Source organism: Tenacibaculum aiptasiae (genome assembly GCF_965221665.1).
Taxonomy (GTDB): domain Bacteria; phylum Bacteroidota; class Bacteroidia; order Flavobacteriales; family Flavobacteriaceae; genus Polaribacter; species Polaribacter aiptasiae.
Genome location: NZ_CBDCSN010000002.1, coordinates 880,604 through 901,905, shown reverse-complemented (window position 1 = coordinate 901,905; position 21,302 = coordinate 880,604). Strand labels below are relative to the sequence as shown.

General features: G+C 30.3%; 24 protein-coding genes. 13 read left to right on the top strand and 11 right to left on the bottom strand.

What is annotated here, in order from left to right; translation table 11 throughout:
- Window positions 1-5 precede the first annotated feature (5 nt).
- From sufC to ACOQN8_RS04425, 7 genes are all read right to left on the bottom strand, one after another.
- Entirely contained in the window at window positions 6-758 is a 753-nt protein-coding gene (gene sufC / locus ACOQN8_RS04455) for a Fe-S cluster assembly ATPase SufC (RefSeq protein WP_150898401.1), read from the bottom strand.
- Window positions 759-861: 103 nt separating this feature from the next.
- Window positions 862-2,310, bottom strand: a complete 1,449-nt coding sequence (gene sufB / locus ACOQN8_RS04450) for a Fe-S cluster assembly protein SufB (RefSeq protein WP_150898402.1) — start codon at window positions 2,308-2,310, stop codon at window positions 862-864.
- Between the two features lie 15 nt (window positions 2,311-2,325).
- Window positions 2,326-2,655: a HesB/IscA family protein gene (locus ACOQN8_RS04445; protein WP_150898403.1), complete on the bottom strand. Its 330-nt coding sequence runs from the start codon at window positions 2,653-2,655 to the stop codon at window positions 2,326-2,328.
- Window positions 2,656-2,761: 106 nt separating this feature from the next.
- On the bottom strand, window positions 2,762-3,778 hold the full coding sequence (locus ACOQN8_RS04440; RefSeq protein WP_420551765.1) for a cytochrome-c peroxidase: 1,017 nt from the start codon (window positions 3,776-3,778) through the stop codon (window positions 2,762-2,764).
- 49 nt (window positions 3,779-3,827) lie between these two features.
- Entirely contained in the window at window positions 3,828-4,595 is a 768-nt protein-coding gene (locus ACOQN8_RS04435; protein WP_420551764.1) for an MbnP family protein, read from the bottom strand.
- Window positions 4,596-4,597: 2 nt separating this feature from the next.
- The gene (locus tag ACOQN8_RS04430; RefSeq protein WP_420551763.1) at window positions 4,598-5,926 is read right to left on the bottom strand and encodes a hypothetical protein; all 1,329 of its coding nucleotides are present in this window, start codon (window positions 5,924-5,926) and stop codon (window positions 4,598-4,600) included.
- A complete protein-coding gene (locus tag ACOQN8_RS04425; RefSeq protein ID WP_420551762.1) occupies window positions 5,927-7,252 on the bottom strand; it encodes a choice-of-anchor B family protein in 1,326 nt (441 codons plus the stop codon).
- Window positions 7,253-7,393: 141 nt separating this feature from the next.
- On the opposite strand from ACOQN8_RS04425, the gene thiL reads away from it, so the two are divergent.
- The 13 genes from thiL (at window position 7,394) to ACOQN8_RS04360 (ending at window position 17,827) form a co-directional block, all read left to right on the top strand.
- Window positions 7,394-8,440: a thiamine-phosphate kinase gene (gene thiL, locus ACOQN8_RS04420; protein ID WP_420551761.1), complete on the top strand. Its 1,047-nt coding sequence runs from the start codon at window positions 7,394-7,396 to the stop codon at window positions 8,438-8,440.
- Window positions 8,441-8,609: 169 nt separating this feature from the next.
- Complete coding sequence (gene lysM / locus ACOQN8_RS04415; RefSeq protein ID WP_150898408.1) at window positions 8,610-9,080, top strand: peptidoglycan-binding protein LysM; 471 nt, start codon at window positions 8,610-8,612, stop codon at window positions 9,078-9,080.
- 210 nt (window positions 9,081-9,290) lie between these two features.
- Window positions 9,291-10,157 carry a YicC/YloC family endoribonuclease gene (locus tag ACOQN8_RS04410; RefSeq protein ID WP_420551760.1) on the top strand — a complete coding sequence of 289 codons (867 nt, stop codon included), beginning with the start codon at window positions 9,291-9,293 and terminating at the stop codon, window positions 10,155-10,157.
- Between the two features lie 2 nt (window positions 10,158-10,159).
- Entirely contained in the window at window positions 10,160-10,762 is a 603-nt protein-coding gene (gmk, locus tag ACOQN8_RS04405; protein ID WP_420551759.1) for a guanylate kinase, read from the top strand.
- A gap of 9 nt (window positions 10,763-10,771) precedes the next feature.
- On the top strand, window positions 10,772-11,356 hold the full coding sequence (gene nadD, locus ACOQN8_RS04400; RefSeq protein ID WP_420551758.1) for a nicotinate (nicotinamide) nucleotide adenylyltransferase: 585 nt from the start codon (window positions 10,772-10,774) through the stop codon (window positions 11,354-11,356).
- Window positions 11,357-11,421: 65 nt separating this feature from the next.
- Entirely contained in the window at window positions 11,422-12,273 is an 852-nt protein-coding gene (locus tag ACOQN8_RS04395; protein ID WP_420551757.1) for a hypothetical protein, read from the top strand.
- 142 nt (window positions 12,274-12,415) lie between these two features.
- Window positions 12,416-12,979, top strand: a complete 564-nt coding sequence (locus ACOQN8_RS04390; RefSeq protein ID WP_420551756.1) for an RNA polymerase sigma factor — start codon at window positions 12,416-12,418, stop codon at window positions 12,977-12,979.
- A gap of 6 nt (window positions 12,980-12,985) precedes the next feature.
- Window positions 12,986-13,360: a hypothetical protein gene (locus ACOQN8_RS04385; RefSeq protein ID WP_420551755.1), complete on the top strand. Its 375-nt coding sequence runs from the start codon at window positions 12,986-12,988 to the stop codon at window positions 13,358-13,360.
- 56 nt (window positions 13,361-13,416) lie between these two features.
- Window positions 13,417-13,854 carry a hypothetical protein gene (locus ACOQN8_RS04380; protein ID WP_420551754.1) on the top strand — a complete coding sequence of 146 codons (438 nt, stop codon included), beginning with the start codon at window positions 13,417-13,419 and terminating at the stop codon, window positions 13,852-13,854.
- Window positions 13,855-13,924: 70 nt separating this feature from the next.
- Complete coding sequence (locus ACOQN8_RS04375) at window positions 13,925-14,812, top strand: hypothetical protein (RefSeq protein WP_420551753.1); 888 nt, start codon at window positions 13,925-13,927, stop codon at window positions 14,810-14,812.
- Window positions 14,813-14,903: 91 nt separating this feature from the next.
- A complete protein-coding gene (locus tag ACOQN8_RS04370) occupies window positions 14,904-15,767 on the top strand; it encodes a M23 family metallopeptidase (protein ID WP_420551752.1) in 864 nt (287 codons plus the stop codon).
- Complete coding sequence (locus ACOQN8_RS04365) at window positions 15,768-17,264, top strand: GH3 auxin-responsive promoter family protein (protein ID WP_420551751.1); 1,497 nt, start codon at window positions 15,768-15,770, stop codon at window positions 17,262-17,264.
- A 5-nt stretch (window positions 17,265-17,269) separates the two neighbouring features.
- On the top strand, window positions 17,270-17,827 hold the full coding sequence (locus tag ACOQN8_RS04360) for an MOSC domain-containing protein (protein ID WP_420551750.1): 558 nt from the start codon (window positions 17,270-17,272) through the stop codon (window positions 17,825-17,827).
- A gap of 22 nt (window positions 17,828-17,849) precedes the next feature.
- Here ACOQN8_RS04360 and ACOQN8_RS04355 read toward each other — a convergent pair whose 3' ends face one another.
- The 4 genes from ACOQN8_RS04355 to ACOQN8_RS04340 all read right to left on the bottom strand — a co-directional run bounded on the left by ACOQN8_RS04355 (window position 17,850) and on the right by ACOQN8_RS04340 (window position 21,264).
- Complete coding sequence (locus tag ACOQN8_RS04355; protein WP_420551749.1) at window positions 17,850-18,944, bottom strand: proline and serine-rich protein 1 family protein; 1,095 nt, start codon at window positions 18,942-18,944, stop codon at window positions 17,850-17,852.
- A gap of 325 nt (window positions 18,945-19,269) precedes the next feature.
- On the bottom strand, window positions 19,270-19,611 hold the full coding sequence (locus ACOQN8_RS04350; RefSeq protein ID WP_420551748.1) for a VOC family protein: 342 nt from the start codon (window positions 19,609-19,611) through the stop codon (window positions 19,270-19,272).
- 67 nt (window positions 19,612-19,678) lie between these two features.
- Entirely contained in the window at window positions 19,679-20,917 is a 1,239-nt protein-coding gene (locus ACOQN8_RS04345) for an RNA polymerase sigma factor (protein WP_420551747.1), read from the bottom strand.
- Window positions 20,917-21,264, bottom strand: coding sequence for a YciI family protein (locus tag ACOQN8_RS04340; RefSeq protein ID WP_150898421.1), 348 nt, complete (start codon window positions 21,262-21,264; stop codon window positions 20,917-20,919). Before ACOQN8_RS04340 ends, ACOQN8_RS04345 begins: the two co-directional genes overlap by 1 nt.
- Between the last annotated feature and the right edge of the window lie 38 nt (window positions 21,265-21,302).

Genomic DNA, 21,302 nt, shown 5'->3' with positions numbered 1-21,302 from the left:
ACTAATTATGAGTTTACCTCTTCTTTAATCCAATCGTATCCTTTTTCTTCAAGCTTTAAAGCTAAAGAAGCGTCTCCTGTTTTTACAATTTTACCATCATGTAAAACGTGTACATAATCAGGAACTATATAATCTAATAAACGTTGGTAGTGTGTAATAACTACAACTGCGTTGTTTTCAGATTTTAATTTGTTTACACCATTAGCAACAATACGTAATGCATCGATATCTAAACCAGAATCTGTTTCATCTAAGATTGCTAATTTAGGCTCTAACATAGCCATTTGGAAAATTTCATTACGTTTCTTTTCTCCTCCAGAAAAACCTTCGTTTAAAGAACGAGATAAGAATTTTCTATCAATTTCTAATAATTCAGATTTTTCACGAATCTTTTTTAGCATGTCTTTCGCAGGCATTTCTTCTAAACCTTGTGCTTTACGAGATTCGTTAATAGCTGTTTTAATAAAGTTAGTTACAGTAACACCAGGAATTTCTACTGGATATTGGAATGATAAAAATACTCCTGCATGCGCTCTTTCTTCAGGAGCTAATTCGCTAATATCTTCACCTTCTAACTCGATGTTTCCAGAAGTAACTTCATAATTTTCATTACCTGCAATTACAGATGATAAAGTACTTTTTCCTGCACCATTTGGTCCCATGATAGCATGTACCTCTCCAGCTTTAACTTCTAAATTAATTCCTTTTAGAATGTCTTTGTCTTCTACCTGTGCGTGTAAGTTTTCTATTTTTAACATTGTTCTTATGTTATGTTAGCTATTGCTACGTGTTTTTTTATTTTGTTTTGGGTAAAGTTGTGTTAAATAACAACTTAACTTAGTGGTTAAAATCAATTAAATTTTAACCTACACTTCCTTCTAAACTAATTTCTAATAATTTTTGTGCTTCAACAGCAAATTCCATTGGTAACTTATTTAATACTTCTTTACTAAATCCGTTTACAATTAATGCTATTGCTTTTTCGGTATCAATTCCACGTTGGTTACAATAAAATAATTGATCTTCACCAATTTTACTTGTAGTTGCCTCGTGTTCTATTTGTGCCGATTTATTTTTCGCTTCTATATAAGGAAATGTATGCGCTCCACACTCATTACCCATTAATAAAGAATCACATTGAGAGAAGTTACGTGCGTTTTCAGCTCTTGAGTTAATTTGAACTAATCCACGGTAACTGTTTTGTGATTTTCCAGCAGATATACCTTTTGAAATAATGGTTGACTTAGTGTTTTTTCCTAAGTGAATCATTTTCGTTCCAGTATCTGCTTGTTGGTGATTATTAGTTACAGCAATTGAGTAAAATTCACCTACAGAATTATTTCCTTTTAATACACAACTTGGATATTTCCATGTTACTGCAGATCCAGTTTCTACTTGTGTCCAAGAAATTTTAGCATTGGTTTCGCATAAACCTCTTTTTGTTACAAAGTTGAAAACACCTCCTTTACCTTCAGCATCTCCTGGGAACCAGTTTTGTACTGTAGAATATTTAATTTCAGCATCATCCATTGCGATTAATTCAACAACAGCTGCGTGTAATTGATTTTCATCACGTTGAGGTGCAGTACATCCTTCTAAGTAAGAAACATAACTTCCTTTGTCAGCAACTACTAAAGTTCTTTCAAATTGTCCTGTACCACCTTCGTTAATTCTAAAATAAGTTGATAATTCCATTGGACAACGAACTCCTTTTGGAATATAACAGAATGATCCATCAGAAAAAACTGCTGAATTTAATGCAGCATAAAAGTTATCTGTTGTTGGGACTACAGAACCTATATATTTTTTAACTAATTCAGGATGCTCTTGAATTGCTTCTGAGATTGGCATAAAAATAATTCCTTTCTCAGCTAATGTTTCTTTAAAAGTTGTTGCAACAGAAACAGAGTCCATTACAATATCAACAGCAACGTTAGCTAAACGTTTTTGTTCATCTAAAGAAATTCCTAATTTCTCAAAAGTTGCCAACATTTCAGGGTCAACTTCGTCTAAAGAATTTAATTTAGGTTTTTGTTTTGGTGCTGAATAATAAGCGATTTCTTGAAAGTTTGGTTTTTCATACTTTACATTAGCCCATTCTGGCTCTTCCATTTGTTGCCAAACTCTAAAGGCTTCTAAACGCCATTCAGTCATCCATTCAGGTTCGTTTTTCTTTTTTGAAATAGCACGAACCACATCTTCGTTTAACCCTTTAGCAAAGGTTTCACTTTCTATATCTGTATAAAAACCATATTCATATTCTTTGGTTTTTAACTCTTCTCTTAAATCGTCTTCGGTATACTTGCTCATGATTGAGTTGTAATGTTATAAAGAAAAACTTTCACCGCAACCACATGTACGGTTTGCATTTGGATTGTTAAAAACAAATCCTTTTCCATTTAATCCTCCAGAATACTCTAAAGTAGTTCCGACTAGGTATAAAAAACTTTTTTTGTCAACAACAATTCTTACATCGTTTTCTTCAAAGATTTTATCATTTTCTTGTGTGTTTTTATCAAAGGTTAAATCGTACGATAACCCTGAACAACCACCACTTTTTACCCCAACACGAACAAAATCGGTTGTAGCGTTAAATCCGTCGTCTGTCATTAGTTCAATGACTTTCTTTTTAGCTGTGTCTGAAACTTTTATCATTGTATAAGTGGATTAACTCTAAATAGTTTGCAAATATACAATTTAAGTCTCACTTATTTGCACAACCTTTCATTGTGTTTTTAAATAGAGTTATTAATTTTCTCGATTATTCTTGAAAATCGGGATTATTGACAAAGTTATTGTCTGTAAGAGTAAGTAAAAAAGCTTTTAAATCAGCTTTGTCTTTATTAGAAATATTTACACCTCCTTGATTTACTTTTTTCATCAAAGGGTCTATCGTAGGAGAAGCTTTTAACCCTGTTGAATAGTGTTCAATAACTTCTTCTATTGTAGCAAACCTACCATCATGCATATAAGGAGCGGTGAATTTTAAGTTTCTAATGGATGGGGTTCTAAATTTCCCATTATCATTTGGATCTCCAGTAACTTTACCAAGACCTAAATCTGTAAAAGTAGCGTCCAAGCCATTATTGTGAAATTTATTGTCGGTCCATAAAGGATTGTTATTGCTCCCATGACAATGAAAACAATCTCCGCGAGTTTCATCCATAAACACATCAAAGCCATTTTTTTCTTCAGGTGTTAATTGTACTTTACCTAATAGGAATTGGTCAAATTTAGAATCTCCAGAAATTAAAGTTCTTTCAAATTGAGCAAGAGCTTTGGTTATTAGTGTGGAATCGATTTTAACATTTCCAAAAGCTTGCTTAAATAATGTAGGGTACTCGGCATGGTTTTGAATCCTTTGCGCTACATCAGTCCATTTACTATGCATTTCTATAGGATTACGAACTGGTTCTAAGGCTTGTCTTTCTAAGCTTAATTCTTTTCCGTCCCAGGCAAAACGTTCATCAAAATTCCAAGCCAAATTGAAAATAGGCATAGAGTTTCGAGACCCAAAATTACCGTTCACACCATCACTAAATCGAGTTTCATCAGTAAAAGCTCTCTTTGGGTCATGACATGTTGCACATGATTGTGTGTTGTCTTTAGATAAAATTTTATCAAAAAATAGTTTTTTACCTAGCGCAATACCTTCTTTTGTTAATGGATTATTTGACGGTATAACAGGAGCAATTATTTTTTGTTGGAAAAGCTCAGGTATTTTTAAAGTAGTTGGTACTGGAGTATATACATCTTCTTCTTTTGATGAACAATTCATCAAAAGAAGAAAAAACACGATATATATACTTTTATTTATCATTAATAATTTATTGTGAAATATTACCTAGGCTAAACACACCACTTTTTCCATTAGCAGCCATTTGCTTTTGAGCATCAAAATTAGGCATTAACATTGTGTTTAAGATGTTTAAATCCCATTCATTTGGATTTTTAAACCATTCAGCTACGTTCATTCTAATTTCTATAGTAGCATTATTTGTAATTAAAATTGTACCTAATTCAATAGTAAAAAAAGTGTCTTCAAATTTTAAATTTGCTGGGTCAGTATTGTCTACAGCTTTAATGGCATGATAATTAAAGTTTGATTTTACATTTTTTTTATCAAGATATTTCCCATCTAGCTGCATAAAATGATAACCTCCTCCTAGCATTGTTGGTACACCCCAAGATGCCGAATTTAAATCTTGATAAACTCCATCTTTATTATCATCATTATTAAAACCAAATGTAACTGCTAATTTATAAGATCCTTCAGATATTTTTTGAGGTAATGTATGTGTTAAATCATCAGTGTTACTAATGTCTATTAATTTATAACCATCAAAAACCGTTGCGTTTTGATTTCCGTCAGTTAAAGTTATTCTTGAAATTAAATATCTTAATCTGTCTATAGTTAATTTTGTACCTGATTTAATAGTGTACTCAGTTGTACTTATATCAGATTTTTCAATAGCAGTTCCATCCCAATTTTGAGTAAAGTTTAGTTTAATAGAGACTTCTTTTATAGGTTCATCACTATCTGAACTACAAGATAAAAGTAATAAGCTTAAAAAGAGAGTTAAGTATTTTTTCATTTTTATTTTAATTTTATGATTAATAGGTCTGAAAAACCTTTGTTTGTTTGTATATCTTGGTTGTTGCTACTACTTTCACCAACTGCAATAATGTTTCCATTAGAGAGTTCGACGGCATCGTAACAAAAATCTATTTCAGAACCTCCAATTGTTTTTTGCCATTGTTGGTTTCCATTTTGATCTATTTTAAGGACCCATGCGTCGTTTTGTCCTTTGTTTGTAATCCCATTATCGGAGCTTCTTGAGCTTCCAGAGATAATAAATCCTCCGTCTAATGTTTTTCGAATCGAACGTCCAACATCAAAACTAGAACCTCCATAATTTTTTTGCCAAATAATGTTTCCTTTGGTGTCAATTTTAGTTGCCCAAACATCAGCACCTCCATTATTTTGAGTTACATCTTTATTATTACTTCGAGTATCTCCAATAATAATAAAATTACCATCCTTTGTTGTAGTAATACCTCTTGCTTCATCAATTTGATCACCTCCTAGAGACTTTTCCCAAACGAGTTTACCAGTTTTATCAATTTTAACAATCCAAAAGTCATATGAACCTTTATTGTTTTTAACATCTACATCTATACTATCAGATGATCCTACCATTATATAACCGTCTGATGTTTCTACTACACCATAACAAGTATCTGTGTTTTGACCACCAAAATATTTTCGCCATTCAATATTACCAGATGAATTTAATTTTATACCCCAGTAATCACCTCCAGCATGTCTTGCAGCTGCTCTAGAATTTCCTTGACCTCCTGAAGCAGTTACATCTAAAATACTTCCAACAAAATAACCGCCATCACTAGTTTGTATAATGCTAAATCCTTGATCTGTTCCAGAAAAACCAGTAGTAGTTTTCCATGTGATATTTCCTGTAGCATCTAGTTTTAATATCCAAACATCTTCAAACCCTTGATTGGTAGTTAAATCTCCGTCATTACTTTTGTTAAATCCTATAACTGCAAATCCTTTATCACTTGTTTCAATAATTTGGTATGCTCTATCATCCTTAGAACCACCATAGGTTTTTTGCCATTGTAATTTATCATCTTTATCAAACTTTAAAACCCAATAATCATATTGAACGGTAGTTTTTGTAGTAGAAATATCTCCATCAATACTTTGAGTGTAACCTAAAACAGCATAGCCGTTGTCTGAAGTTTGTACAACACTTCTTCCGCTTTCATTTCTGGTTCCTCCATAAGTTTTTATAAAATCTACTTGTAAGGCTTTTATTGGGTTAGATAAGCTAATGCCATCATCATTGCTACAACCTACAATTGCAAGAGTAATAAATAAAAATATTGAAAGTCTTTTTAGCATTTATTGTTTTTTGATGATGAATAAACCTCTATTAATATCACTTACCAAAATTTTTCCACTTTTAAAATAAGGATATACATTCCATACACCATTAAAACTAGCCCCATCATTATCTGGGTAAGTATCAAAGTAAGCTGTTTCTGTTATCGTTTTACCATTAATGTTTGAAATGTCTATAAAACGTACACCAGCAGTATAATTTGCTAAATAAAATGTGTTATTTTTTACATAACCATTATGGTCTATAGCATTGGTAGATCCAGTATATATAAAGTCTAGTTTTGGGTTATCTAAATCAGTAAAATCAAAAATAATAGTCCTTGTTTTATTTCCAAAGTTTTGTTCATCTAATTCATCTCCTAGAATAAAGTGCTTTTGATTTTCTGTAAACCATCCTTGATGTGTATAACCTACATTAGGATAAGAGATTTTTGAAATGTTTTTTGGGTTTGCCTTATCACTTATATCTACAATCACCACTTCATTTTCATTGCTACCAATCAAAATTTCTTTTCCAGTATAATCAGTGTCAGGACCATTATAATTAACAACTTGTGCATCATGACTGTAGTTGTCCATTCCCCACCCACCTTCGCTTGTAGGATTTTTAGGGTCTTTTATGTTTATAAATAAAGGACCTCCTTTATAAGTACCAGTTTTACTAGTTCCAACAGGATAAGCATAACCAGAATCTTCATTAATTACCATGTTATGAGCACTTCCAAATCCTGTAAAATGAGTATCTGCTGTGAAAGTAGCTGGCGCATTAGTTACATTTCGTAATCGTGTTAAATCAAAAACTTGCATTCCATGGTTAGATGCTTCACTAACAATAAATGCATGATCTTTATATACTTTAACATCTCTCCACGAGCTATTAACTGTAGCTGTTGGTAATTTACCTAGGTAAATAGGATTATCAGTATCTGAAATGTCTACAAATGCAGTTCCGTTATTTAAACATATAATAGCGTATTCTTTATTGGTAGTTGTATCAGTCCATCCCCAAGAATCATTTCCTTCCGTTGCTCCAAAAGTATCTAAAGGAAGGGTTAAAAGTAAATCATAACCACTACAAGGGTATATTCCAGCTTTACCCGCAGTACATTCCACTTTGTTTGTTGCGGTAGGAGTGTCACAAACATCACCTATTCCATCTCCATCAGTATCTTTTTGGTCTGGATTACTAGTTGTTGGACAGTTATCTTTTGAGTCTACAATTCCATCTCCATCCTTGTCGTTAATTGGTGCTGGAGTATCTTTAGAAGAACAAGAAACTAAAAGAGATAAAAAAAAGGCGGTAAATAAAATTTTATATTTTGTCATGGTTGGGAGCTTTTTAAAAATACTAAATTAAAGAATTAACTAATTATAGAACACTTATAAACACTTAAACCCTATGAATATTTTAAATTAAGGTATTTATTTATAATATTTTTTTTAGATACTAGTTGTTATCTTTGCAGCATGTTAGAAGATAAAAATCAAGAGAGAACTTCATTGTCTAAACTAGGAGAGTTTGGATTAATTAACCATTTAACAGAGCATTTTAAATTATATAATTCTTCAACCCAAAAAGGTGTTGGAGATGACGCTGCAGTTATAAGTCAAACAGGGAAAGAAACGTTAATAACAACTGATTTACTTATAGAAGGTGTGCATTTTGATTTGAGTTATATGCCTTTAAAACATTTAGGATACAAAGCTGTAATGGTTAATTTATCTGATGTGTACGCAATGAATGGAGTGGCTGAGCAAATAACTGTGTCAATAGCTATTTCTAATAGGTTTCCATTAGAAGCTGTAGAAGAATTATATGCAGGTATAAAATTAGCATGCGATACTTATAAAGTAGATTTGATAGGAGGAGATACAACATCATCAACTAAAGGAATGCTAATTTCTGTTACAGCAATAGGATCAGCAAAAAAAGAAGATGTAGTATACAGAAGTGGAGCTAAAGAAACTGATTTAATAGTAGTTTCAGGTGATTTAGGTGGAGCATATCTTGGTTTACAGATTTTAGAAAGAGAAAAGCAAGTGTTTCAGGTAAACCCTCAAAATCAACCTGATTTAGATAATTATACTTATTTAATAGAACGTCAGTTAAAGCCAGAAGCTCGTAAAGATGTACCTGAGTTGTTAAAAGAGCTTGAGGTAAAACCAACAGCTATGATTGATATCTCTGATGGACTTTCTTCGGAGATTATGCATATTTGTAAACAAAGTAAATTAGGATGTAAGATTTATGAAGATAAATTACCATTAGATCCTCAGGTGATATCTACTTCAGAAGAATTTAACATGGATAGTACTATGATTGCTTTAAGTGGAGGAGAAGATTATGAATTGTTATTTACAGTTCCAATCTCAGAATTTGACAAAATAAAAGGTAATCCTAACTTTTCTGTTATAGGACATATGACAGAGGAAAATCAAGGAATGAAGTTAGTTACAAGGGCAAATCAAGAAATGGAATTGAAAGCTCAAGGATGGAATTCTTTTGATGAGTAAAAAAGTTAAATCAAAATATAAAAAGTCATACTTAGTTGTATGGCTTTTTTTTTGAAAAATAATTTTTAAGAAATTCGTTTCTGCTTGAATTGAAAAAGCATAAAAAAATGACGTAAAAATTGTATATTGGTCAAGCAAAAAATTAATAATTAACAAAAAATCAAAAAGAATGGGAATTTTTTCATTTATTAAAAATGCCGGTGCCAAAGTATTTGGTATTGGAAAAACAACAGAAGAAGAAGCTTCTGAAAAAGCTGCAAAATTAGTAGATGCTGTAAATACCTTAGAGTTATCTGTTGAAAACTTATCAATTACTGTTGATGAAGACAAGGCAACGGTATCGGGAGAGGCATCAGATTTAGCAACTAAAGAAAAAGTGGTCTTAGTAGTAGGAAACACGAATGGAATTGCATCTGTAGAAGATAATATGACTGTAGCAGAGGTTGAAGAGGTAGAAGCAGCAGCAATGGCGCAATTTCATACAGTAGTAAGCGGAGATTCGTTAAGTAAAATTGCAAAAGAATTTTATGGTAATGCAATGAAGTATCCAGTTATTTTTGAAGCAAACAAACCAATGTTAACACACCCAGATAAAATTTATCCAGGGCAAGTATTAAGAATACCACCTTTAGTGGACTAATCAAGAGTTAATCAACCAAAGAAAGAGTACTGCATTTGCAGTACTTTTTTATTTCCATTTGTTTTTTAAAGTTAGTATTAACTTCATTTTCATATTGTATAGTAATAAAATTATATGAAGGTTTAATGTTTAAAAAGCCTTTTTTGGTTGCTAAACAAGTGGTTGCAAAAAATAAATAAATGTATATTTGCGGTTTATTAAATTGGAGATATGATACAGTCTATGACGGGTTATGGAAAATCCGTACTACATTTACCATCTAAGAAAGTAACCATTGAGATTAAATCTCTAAATAGTAAGAATTTAGATTTAAATACTAGAATTCCATCTTATTACAAGGAAAAAGAATTATCTGTTCGAAAAAAATTAGCGAGCAATTTAGTAAGAGGTAAAGTAGATTTCTCTATTTATGTAGAAATGACTGCAGATGAAACTTCAACAACAGTAAATAATGCTGTTGTAAGAGAGTATATACAACAATTAAGAAATGTAACTCAAGCAGGTTCTTCTGATGATATTGAACTTTTAAAGATGGCAGTAAGAATGCCAGATGCTTTAAAAACAGAGAGAGAAGAGTTAGATGAAGAAGAGTGGAATCAGATAGATATTCATATTGATAAAGCATTAAAAGAAATTATTCAATATCGTAAAGATGAAGCTAAATCTTTAGAAGAAGATTTTAAAGTAAGAATAGCTAATATTCAGTTAGCTTTAGAAGAAATAAAAAAGCTAGATGGAGATCGAATAGAACACGTTAAAGAGCGTTTACAAAAAGCATTAACAGAGTTAAAAGTTGAAATTGATGAAAATCGATTTGAACAAGAATTAATTTATTATTTAGAAAAATTAGATATAAACGAAGAGAAAGTTCGTCTAGCAAATCATTTAGAATATTTCTTGGAACAATTAGCAACACCAGATTCTAATGGTAAAAAATTAGGATTTATTATTCAGGAAATAGGAAGAGAGATAAATACTACAGGGTCTAAAGCAAATTTTGCTCCAATGCAAAAATTGGTAATTCAAATGAAGGACGAGTTAGAAAAAATTAAAGAACAAATATTAAACGTTTTATAGAAATGACTAAAGAATTTAAAGGAAAATTATTTGTGTTTTCAGCGCCATCAGGATCAGGAAAAACAACAATTGTACGTCATTTATTAAAGCAAGAAAGATTTGGATTGGAATTCTCTATTTCAGCAACGTCAAGAGATCCAAGAAGTAATGAAGTTGATGGAGAAGATTATTATTTTATTTCAGCAAAAGACTTTAAGCAAAAAATAAAGAACGAAGAGTTTTTAGAATGGGAAGAAGTTTATATGAACAACTTCTATGGTACTTTAAAAACAGAAATAGAGCGTATTTGGGCTTTAGGAAAGCATGTGATTTTCGATATTGATGTAAGAGGGGGGTTACGAATTAAAGAAAAATTTCCAGAAGAAACATTAGCAGTATTTGTAAAGCCACCAGATATTAATGAGTTATTAAGACGTTTAAAAAGTAGAGGTGAAGAAAGCGAAGAAAAAATAGCTTCAAGAATAGCCAAAGCTCCTATAGAGCTGGCAACAGCACCAATGTTTGATAAAATTATTAAAAACTACGATTTAAAAGTAGCCTTGCAGGAAGCTGAAGATTTAGTTGATGAATTTTTAGATATAGATAAAGCTAGTCAAAAAGAGTAGGTTTTAGGTATGAAAAATATCGGATTATATTTTGGGACATTCAATCCTATTCATATTGGTCATTTGATTATAGCAAATCATATGGTTGAAAACTCTGATTTGGATGAAATTTGGATGGTGGTTACTCCACACAATCCATTTAAAAAGAAAAGCTCTTTGTTAGATAATCATCATAGGTTAGAAATGGTGTATTTAGCAACCAAAGAGTATGATAAAATAAAACCGTCTGACATAGAGTTTAATTTACCGCAACCCAATTATACTATAAATACTTTAGCACATATAACAGAGAAGTATCCAGACTATAATTTTAACTTAATTATGGGAGAGGATAATTTAAAGAGTTTTCATAAATGGAAAAATTATGAAGTAATTTTAGATGATTATAATATTTATGTGTATCCAAGAATATCAGAAGGTATCGTTGAAAATGAATTTTTAGAAAACTCAAAAATTCATAGAGTTGATGCGCCTATCGTACAAATATCATCAACAATGATTCGAAATGGAATCAAAGCTAAAAAGAACATGAAACCACTTCTTTCTACTGAAGTTTGGACTTATGTTGATGAGATGAATTTTTATAAAAAATAATTTTTTTTAAAACTTTTTTAAAATACTTAGGTCAAAGAACTGATTAACTTTTAAAATTAGTAATTATGACTTTAAGTAATGTACAAAGAAAATTAAGCGGACTTTTTATTGCTGGATTATTGTTGTTTGCATCTTGTGAATCTAATGATGGTATAGATATAGAGGCAGATGGAGTAACAACAGAAGAGGTTTTAAATGTAGTTTTAGCAGATGATATTTCTACAGAGATTGATGAGGTAATTGAAGATGATGGAATAGAAAGCGGATTTGAAAGTAAAAGTGCAACACCTCCTTCTAATCACCCAAGTTGTGTTGTAAGAACTTCAGAAGAAACAGCAACAGGGAAAATTGTAACCTTAGATTTTGGAGATGGGTGTGAAGGTAAGAGAGGAAGAGAATTTGCTGGTAAAATAATTATAGAGTATGTTAAAACTAGTAGTAGTTTTTCAAAGACAGTAACTTTCGAAAACTTTTCAGTAGAAGGAAATAGTGTTGAAGGAGGGAAATCTATAGTGAAAGTAAAAGAAAATTCAAATGGAAATCCAGAAGCAACTTTTACTATTGACATTAAAATTACTTTAGAGTCAGGAGTTGAAATTATCAAAAAAGGCACAAAGGTAAAAGAGAAAATAGAAGGAGCAGATACTGATGATAGAGGAGATGATGTGTATTCAATATCAGGAAGCTGGGAATCTATAAATAAAAATGGCGTTGTAAAAACAGCAACAATTACTACCAATTTAAGAAGAGAATGGGCTTGTAAATATATTGTAAGTGGGGTTATTGAACTTTCTAGAGATGGAGCAACTGCTACGTTAGATTTTGGAGATGGTTCTTGCGATAATTTAGCAACACTAACAGATGCAAATGGAGATACTAAAGAGATTACTTTGAAATTGAATAAGAAAAAGAAGTAAGTTTTTATTAATTAAGGGAAGAACCAGCTCATAGAGCTGGTTTTTTTATGCCGTTCATTTTTAGTAATTTAAAAAAATAAGAAAAATCTAAACTTTTTAAAACTTTAGAGGTCTAACTAAGAAATAAGACTATTAAAAATCAATGAACGAAGCCGATTTTATAAATCAATTAACTAGTAAGAAATATAAGGAGCGAGCGTTTTCTAAATTATTAGATTTATATCAAGAGCGTTTGTATTGGCATATTCGAAAATTAGTAGGAACTCACGAAAACGCTGATGATGTATTGCAAAATACATTTGTAAGGGTGTATAAAAGTTTAGCAAATTTTAAGCAACAAAGTTCACTTCATACTTGGATGTATAAAATAGCATATAACGAGTCTATGCGTTTTATAGAGAAAGAAAAGAAGAAAACTTTTTCTTCGCTTCAGGATGTGAGTGATAAGTTTTTGGGAGATTTAAAAGACGATATCTTTTTTGATGGAGATGAAGCACAATTAAAATTACAAACAGTATTAAGTCAATTGCCAGAAAATCAAAAGAAGGTATTTTATATGAAATATTACGATAATTTAAAGTTTAGAGAAATTTCAAATATTTTAAATATCAAAGAAGGAACAGTTAAAACACATTATTATGGAGCTGTAAAGTATATAGAAAGCAACATAACTAAAATGTCGTATATAGAAAAAATTAAAGCATAGTTTGTTATGAGCACACAAAATGATAACTTTAACATTCGAAATACTTTTGATATGAATACACAAAGAAAACATAAATCCGATTTAGGTTTGGACATACCATCGGACTATTTTTCAAAATCTAAACAGTCTATTTTAGAGCAAACGGTTTTAGAGAAAAAAGGAAAAGTAGTTTCTTTGTATAAAAAAATATCTATTTGGTCAGCTGTAGCAGTTGTAGCATTGTTGTTTACTTTAGCTGTGTATAATCCTATTGGAACAAGTAGTGATGAAGAAAATGATATTTTAATAGCGTCATTAGTAACAGAAGAAGCAGATGTTGATAAGCTACTAGAAGATTATGTAAATGACGAATTACTAACAGATGAAATTTTTTCTGAGTAAGATTAAAACTTTTTAAGAAATAAAAGGTCTAAAGAATAGTATTAATAAGAATAAAGATGAAACCGATACAAATCATATTAGCAATTATATTTTCGCTTTTATTAGGTGTTTCAAATGTGGTAGGTCAGAGCTCATTAGAAAAGTTAAATCTTTCTAAAGAGCAAAAGCAATTATTAAAAACCCAAAAAGAACTAATAAAAAAAAATAGAGAAGCATTTAAAACTACACTTACTCCTAGTCAAAAGGCTATATTAAAAAATCAGGCATTAACTAAGCAAGAAAGACAACAAGCTTTAAAGAGGTCATTGACATCATCTCAAAAAAAATTAGTAGCACAAAATACTAAGAGTGTAAAACAAGTAAAAGCTAAGTTTAGAAACACACTTACTAAATCGCAAAAAGCGCAGCTAAAAACACGGTTTAAAAATAAAGATTCTAAAAAACGAGTTAGAAAAAATATTAGAAACAGAATGCAAAATAGAAGGAGAAGATAGAAATTTTTGTAGTGTATTTGATTATAGTGGTTGATCTTATCAACCACTTTTTTGTATTTTTAGAGCATATATGAAAAAAACATTTTTACTTTTTTCTTTAATTTTAAGTATCATTAGTACTTATGGTCAAAACTCTTCTGAAGAATCAGAAGATGTTCAGCTTTCAGAAGAAAATGAAATTATAGATAGTATTTTAGAGGAAGAAAGCGAGGAAGAGTTTTTAAAATCGGTAACAGAGCTTCAATTTCTTCATTTATCGGTAGAGTATAATAATAAAACATATTTTTCGGGAAGAGATATTGGAACAGATCAGTTTAATATAAGTCCACAAATAACCTATATTCATTCAAATGGTTTGTTTATTGGTTTAGCAGGAGTTTATTATGACCAGTTTACGCCAGAATGGGATTATACATCAGCAACTATAGGTTATGGTAAAAGTTTTGGAAAAAATAAACAATATCGATGGTCGGTTTCATATGATAGATATTTTTATTCAGATACCTCAGAAAACAATCCATTTAAAAATGCATTGTCATTAGGAGTAGAAATAGATAATAAAAAGAAAACCTTTGGAACAGAAGTATCAACAACTTATTTGTTTGGAAGCGATAATTCTCTTCAAATAGTATCTTCAACATATGGGGCTCTTAGCTTAGTGAAAAAGAAACGTCATAAATTAAAATTACAACCGCAACTTAACATAGTATTAGCTCAACAAACAATTCAGTTGTCACAAACCTTTACTATTAGAGGCATGCAATTTACTAGATATGTTCAAAATAATGATTTTGGATTAATTAATACACAACTGCAAATACCTATACAATATAGTACTGGTAATGTTGATTTTGAGTTAGGTTATACGTTTAACTTTCCCACAGCCTTAGAAGGAGAAACGAATTTGAATACAACTAGTTTTTTTAATTTCTCTATCTCGTATTTGTTTGATTTATAACACTTCTTTTTTTAACATAGGTTGTAATTAAGGTAAAAAATAGTTACGCCATTTTTTCGTTGTATATTTGAATTTCAAACTAGTATTAAAAGTGACAAAAATTCAAAAAAAGCGAAAGCTTAAACAAAAACTAATTGATAAATATCGATTGGTAATTTTAAATGAAGATACATTTCAAGAAAAATTTTCATTAAAATTATCACGTCTTAATGTATTTGTTTTTGGAGGAGTATTTTCAATAGTTTTAATTGTATTAACTTCTATATTAATAGCCTTTACTGGTTTAAGAGAGTATATACCAGGATATTCATCTACAAGTTTAAAGAAAGAAGCTGCAAGAGCGACTTATAAGTCAGATTCTTTGCAAAAGAAGTTAGCTATATTAGAACGTTACACTAAAGCTTTAAAGCCTGTTTTTACTGGGGAAATAGAACCAGAAAAGGTCGATTCAATTAAAGATGTGACTCAAAACATTGTCGTTGATGAAAGTAAATTAGGACCTACAGAGCAAGATTTACAATTTAGAGATAAGGTTGAAGGGAAAGATCGATTTCCTCTTTCAGAAGGAGCTGAAGGTAGAGCAAAAATTGTATTTTTCTCTCCCTTAACAGGAAATGTGTCTCAAAAATTTAATAGAGACGATAAACATTATGCCATTGATATTGTAGCGCAAACAGGAACACCGGTAAAAGCAATTGCAGATGGGACAGTTATTTTGTCGGAGTGGACTGCAGAAACAGGTTATGTAATAACAATTCAGCACCCTAATGAATTTATATCGGTTTATAAGCATAACGGAGCTTTATTGAAAGAACAAGGAGATATTGTAAAATCAGGAGAGGTAATAGCAAGTGTAGGTTCAACAGGTGAATTAACTACAGGGCCACACTTACATTTCGAGTTATGGAGTAATGGGTTTCCGGTAGATCCAACAAATTATATAGATTTTCAGTAAATGAGTATTAAATCAAGAATAGCAATTCCATTTGCAAAGCAGATTCGAAAAAGAGTGTATAAGTGGGCTAATAAACCTCATGAAACACAAGAAAAAGTCTTTAAATATTTAGTAGCTGAAGGTTGTAAAACTGCTTTTGGACAGGATCATGATTTTATTTCTATCAATAATTACGAAGATTTTAAAAAGCGAGTTCCTGTAAATGATTATGAAGGATTAAGAAGTTATGTTGATAGAATGGTGGAAGGAGAAGAGAATGTGTTATGGAAAGGAAAACCATTGTATTATGCAAAAACATCTGGAACAACATCTGGAGCTAAATATATTCCTATAACAAAAGAATCAATGCCAACGCATATTAAAGCAGCGCGAAATGCCTTGTTGTTTTATATTGCTGAAACAAATGATGCAAGTTTTGTTGATGGAAAAATGATTTTTTTACAAGGTAGTCCTGTTCTAGAAGATATGAATGGAGTAAAGTTAGGGCGTTTAAGTGGAATTGCTGCGCATTATGTACCTAACTATTTATTAAAAAACCGTTTGCCAAGTTGGGAAACCAATTGTATAGAAGATTGGGATACTAAAGTAAATAAAATAGTAGAAGAGACCTTACCGGAAAACATGACGGTAATAAGTGGTATACCTTCTTGGGTACAAATGTATTTTGAGAAGTTAATAGACAAAACAGGAAAAACAATTTCTGAAATCTTTCCAAATTTTAACTTCTTTATTTATGGAGGTGTAAATTTTGAACCTTACAAGAATAAGTTTGAAACATTAATAGGAAAAAAGATTGATTATGTTGAATTGTATCCTGCTTCAGAAGGATTCATAGCTTATCAAGATACTCAAACAGAAAAAGGAATGTTATTGCAGTTAAACTCAGGTATTTTTTATGAGTTTATACCAGCAACAGAATTTTTTGATGAAAATCCAACTAGAATTTCTTTAAAAGATGTACAGTTAGGAGTAAATTACGTAATTATTTTAAATACTACAGCAGGACTTTGGGGCTATAATATTGGAGATACAGTAGAGTTTACTTCATTAAAACCTTATAGAATAAAAGTAACTGGACGTATTAAGCATTTTATTTCTGCTTTTGGAGAACACGTTATAGGTAAGGAAGTGGAAAAAGCTTTAAATGATGCTATTGTAGGAACAGATGTAAATGTTAGCGAATTTACAGTAGCACCTCAAGTAAATCCTGAAAGTGGATTACCATATCATGAATGGTTTATTGAGTTTGAAAATGAACCTGATAATTTAGAAGAACTAGCTTCTAAAATAGATGCATCAATGCAATCCCAAAATGTATATTACTTTGATTTAATAGAAGGAAAAGTGCTACGACCTTTAATAATTAGTAAAGTAAAAAAAGGAGGATTTCATGAATATATGAAATCTATAGGAAAGTTTGGAGGTCAAAATAAGATTCCACAATTATCAGATAATAGAAAGATTGCTGACGTATTACAAGGCTTTTTAAAAGAATAAAAAAAATGAAGATAGTATCTACTAACATAGGGGAACGAAAAGAAATCGATTGGAAAGGTAAGTTGATAACAACAGGTATTTTTAAATATTCTACAAATACTCCTATTTTTTTAGATGTTGAAGATGTTAGAGGAGATGCAGTTTGCGATAGAGTACATCATGGAGGAATAGATCAGGCAGTTTATGCCTATTCAGAAAAGCACTATGCCTATTGGAAAGAATTTTACCCAGATTTAGATTGGCAGTATGGAATGTTTGGAGAGAACTTAACTATTGATGACTTGGATGAAACTAAAATTCATGTTGGAGATACTTATAGAGTAGGTGAGGTGAGTGTAGAAGTAACAAAACCTCGTCAACCTTGCATGAAATTGGGAGTACGATTTAATAATATGAAAATCGTAAAACAGTTCTGGAAACAGGATTTTCCAGGGATTTACTTTAAGATATTAGAAACTGGTAAGGTAAAATCGGGAGATGAATTTGAACAAATAAAATCATGTCCCGAAAACCCAACTATTGCTGAGGTATATCAACAAAAAAGAGTTACAAAAGGAATGTAACTCTTCTAGATTTATATAATGATTATTGGTTTAAAAACTCTTCTAAAGCTTCTTTGTTTTTAACATAAGATAATTTTCCAACTGCTTTATGATATTTACCTTTATCAGAAGTATATTTATATGCCATTTTTGCAAACTCTAGTTTGGAGCCATCTAAATTAAAAATCCCCATTAATTCAATTACTTGTAGTGTAGTGATACATTTATTTTTTTTTAAGAAACTTTGAGCTGTTTCAACAGCTTTATTTCCAATATCCATTTGTTTTTTTATAGTGTTTTTTAAAGTAGTAAATTTACTATAACTTAGTTCGCAAGGCTTTTGATTTTTAACAACAGAATCGTTTTTTTTGTTTTCTTTTTTAGAGGTTTCTTTATAGTTAGTATTTACAATTTTAATAGTATTTAGTTCTATTTTTTTTAGCTCTAAAATTTTAATTGCATCTGTACAATCAACATTTAATTTAGCTTCTTTAGGAGTAACATTTATTGAAAAAGTATAAGATTTTCCAGGGAAAATAACATCTCCTTTTTTTATAATTTTAGCATTTCCTCCATTTACTTTAATTTTTGTTAAATCAAGCTTACCAATTGTTGTTTGTTTTCCGTTATATGTGCATTTAATTTGTATATAATGTCTATCTGTGTAAACGTTATATTCAATAATTTTGAAAGTAAAATCCCCAAAAACTTTTTCAATTTTTTCTTCTACTTTTATTAGACCTCCTTTAATAGTTTTATTAGAGCTTTTAGCATATTTTATTCCATTTATTTTTAGGTCAAAGAAATCAGCATTAGCTCTTAATGGCGATTTTACTCTAAATTGATTATATATGGTTTTGGTTTTTCCAGGAAGAATTTTATAATCTCCTTTGCTGGCACGAACCTCTCCAGAGTTTTCAAAAATACTAGTGTTTTTACGGTTAAGAAAAAGAATTCCATTACCTAAGTTTTTTATATCATAATTTATAAAATAACTTGACTTAGTAGATTTTACTTTCTTAAAGGTAAGATTTACTAAGTCTGTAGTAATAGCTTTGGGTGTTTTGTATTTTATATTTTGTGTATATCCTGAATTGGATATTATAATTGTAATGAGAATAAATAATATTTTTTTCATAATTAATATTTTAATTTATAAAAATGAGTCTTAACAAGCCGCGAAAATACTAATTCATTTTTTAGAATTTAAAAGTTGCTTTCTAGATAAATCATATTAAAATAGTTTGGCAGTAATTATTCAAAGCAATTAAGGATGGGATAACAAAATGAAAATCGTAAAACAGTTCTGGAAACAGGATTTTCCAGGAATTTACTTTAAACATTAGAAATCGGTAAGGTAAAATCGGGAGATGAATTTAAACAAATAAAATCATGTCCCGAAAACCCAACTATTGCTGAGGTATATCAATAAAAAAGAGTTACAAAAGGAATGTAATTAGATTTTATTTATCAGACCAAATAGCTAATTCGTTTCCAGAAGGATCTATAAAATGAAACCTTTTTCCTCCAGGAAAAGAAAATATTTCTTTAGAAATGGTTCCGTTTAATTCGATAATATGCTTTTTAATTTCTTCTAAGTTTTCGTTATATAAAACCACTAAAGCTCCATTGTTTATTTCTTGATCAGTTTTTTCAAATCCACCTTCTAATCCACTACTAGAAAAAGCAGTGTAGGTTGGGCCGTAATCAGTAAAAGTCCAATCAAAAGCTTTTGAATAAAATTGTTTTATTTTTTCAATGTTTTTAGCTTTAAATTCAATGTAATTTATGTGATTGTTGTTCATTGTTTAATTTTTAGAACTGAAAACTAATTTATCTTTTTAAGAAAAGCAAAAACAACTTAAGTTAAAATTAGTTTTTAAAAGTAGCTTTCTTCTTTTTTAAGTATTCTTTTTCGAATTTATTAGTAACCTTTTCAATAGCTAAATCAATGTTTTTTATAGCTTCTTCTTTGTTATTTATTGCAAAAAAATAATCTGCTTTAGCGCCGTAAAATAAATAAGAACGCTGTTCTAGAATGTCAGGTTGTAATTGATCAAAATAATAATTAGCTTTAATGTAGTTTTTGTTTTGTAAACAAACAACAGCCATAGTGAGCAAATGTGATGGATTGGGTTGTAACTTATGTAAATATTGATACCATTGTAATATTTTATTCCAATTAGTTTGTTTAAAACTTGGAGCTTTGATATGTTCTGCAGCTATAGCAGCTTCGTAATGATAAGAAGAGAATACTTTACCTTCCACAGCTTTGTTCATCATAGCATTGCCTAATTGAATTAAAGGAAAAGACCATTTGTTTCTATCTTGTTCTCTTAAATCTAATAATTCATTTTCTGTGTTTATTTTAGCATCTAAACGAGCAGCATGAAAACACATTAAACCAAATAAGGCATAACTTGCAGAAATATTTGTGTGTTTATTTTTTAATAAGCTTTTGCACAAACGCATTGCTTCTCCACATAACTCTTTTTGTATTAAAATTTCTTTTTTATTTGAATGAAAACCTTCGTTAAAAATTAGATATAGAACTTCTAAGACACTTTCTATGCGATGAGGAAGTTCATTGCCTTGAGGGATTTTAAATTCAAGTTTTGTTTTTTTAATTGTCTTTCTCGCTCTTAATAAACGCTTTTTAATCGTTTCTTCTTTAGTGAGTAAAGCAGAAGCTATTTCTTTTATACTAAACCCAGAAATGGTTTTTAAAGCAAAGGTAATTCTGTCTTTTGGAGCTAAGTTTGGATGACAGGCAGTAAAAATCATTCGTAACTGTGCATCTTCAATTTCAGTATCTAAGAACAATTCGTTAATACTTATAACTTCAATACCACTTTTAATTTCAGGGAGGTGTTTTTGTTCAGTTTTAAGTTTTCTGAAAATATCAAGTACTCTATTTTTAGCAGCCTGAGTTAACCAAGCCTCTGGATTTTCAGGTTGTTTATTTTGCCAACTACTACTTGCTTTTAAAAAAGTATCTTGAATAGCATCTTCTATGATTTCTAAATTAGAGAGCCCAAAAATTCGAGTTAAAACAGAAATCATCTTTCCGCTATGATGGCGGAAAAGATGATCTATGTGAGAGTTTTTCATTATTTGTCAAATACCATGATTTCACGAATTTCTACAGTATTTCCTAAGTCATAATCAGGGAAATCTTGTGCAATTTCTTGCACTTCGTTAAAATCTTTAGCTTCAACTAAAAAATATCCACCAACAACTTCTTTTACATCTGCTGAAGTTAAGTCAGTAATTGTTCTGTTTTTCCCAGTAACACGTCTTATTTGTGGAGTCAAAGCCTCTCCTCCACGTAAAATTCCAGCTTGTTCCATTTTGTTACTCCAAGCAAACCATTTTTCCATTCTTGCTTGTACATCTTCTTCTGAAAGTCCTAAATCGATATATTCTTTACCGATAAAAATCATCATAAAATTTTTCATAAATTAAAGTTTTAAATTATTTACTATTAAGACGTATG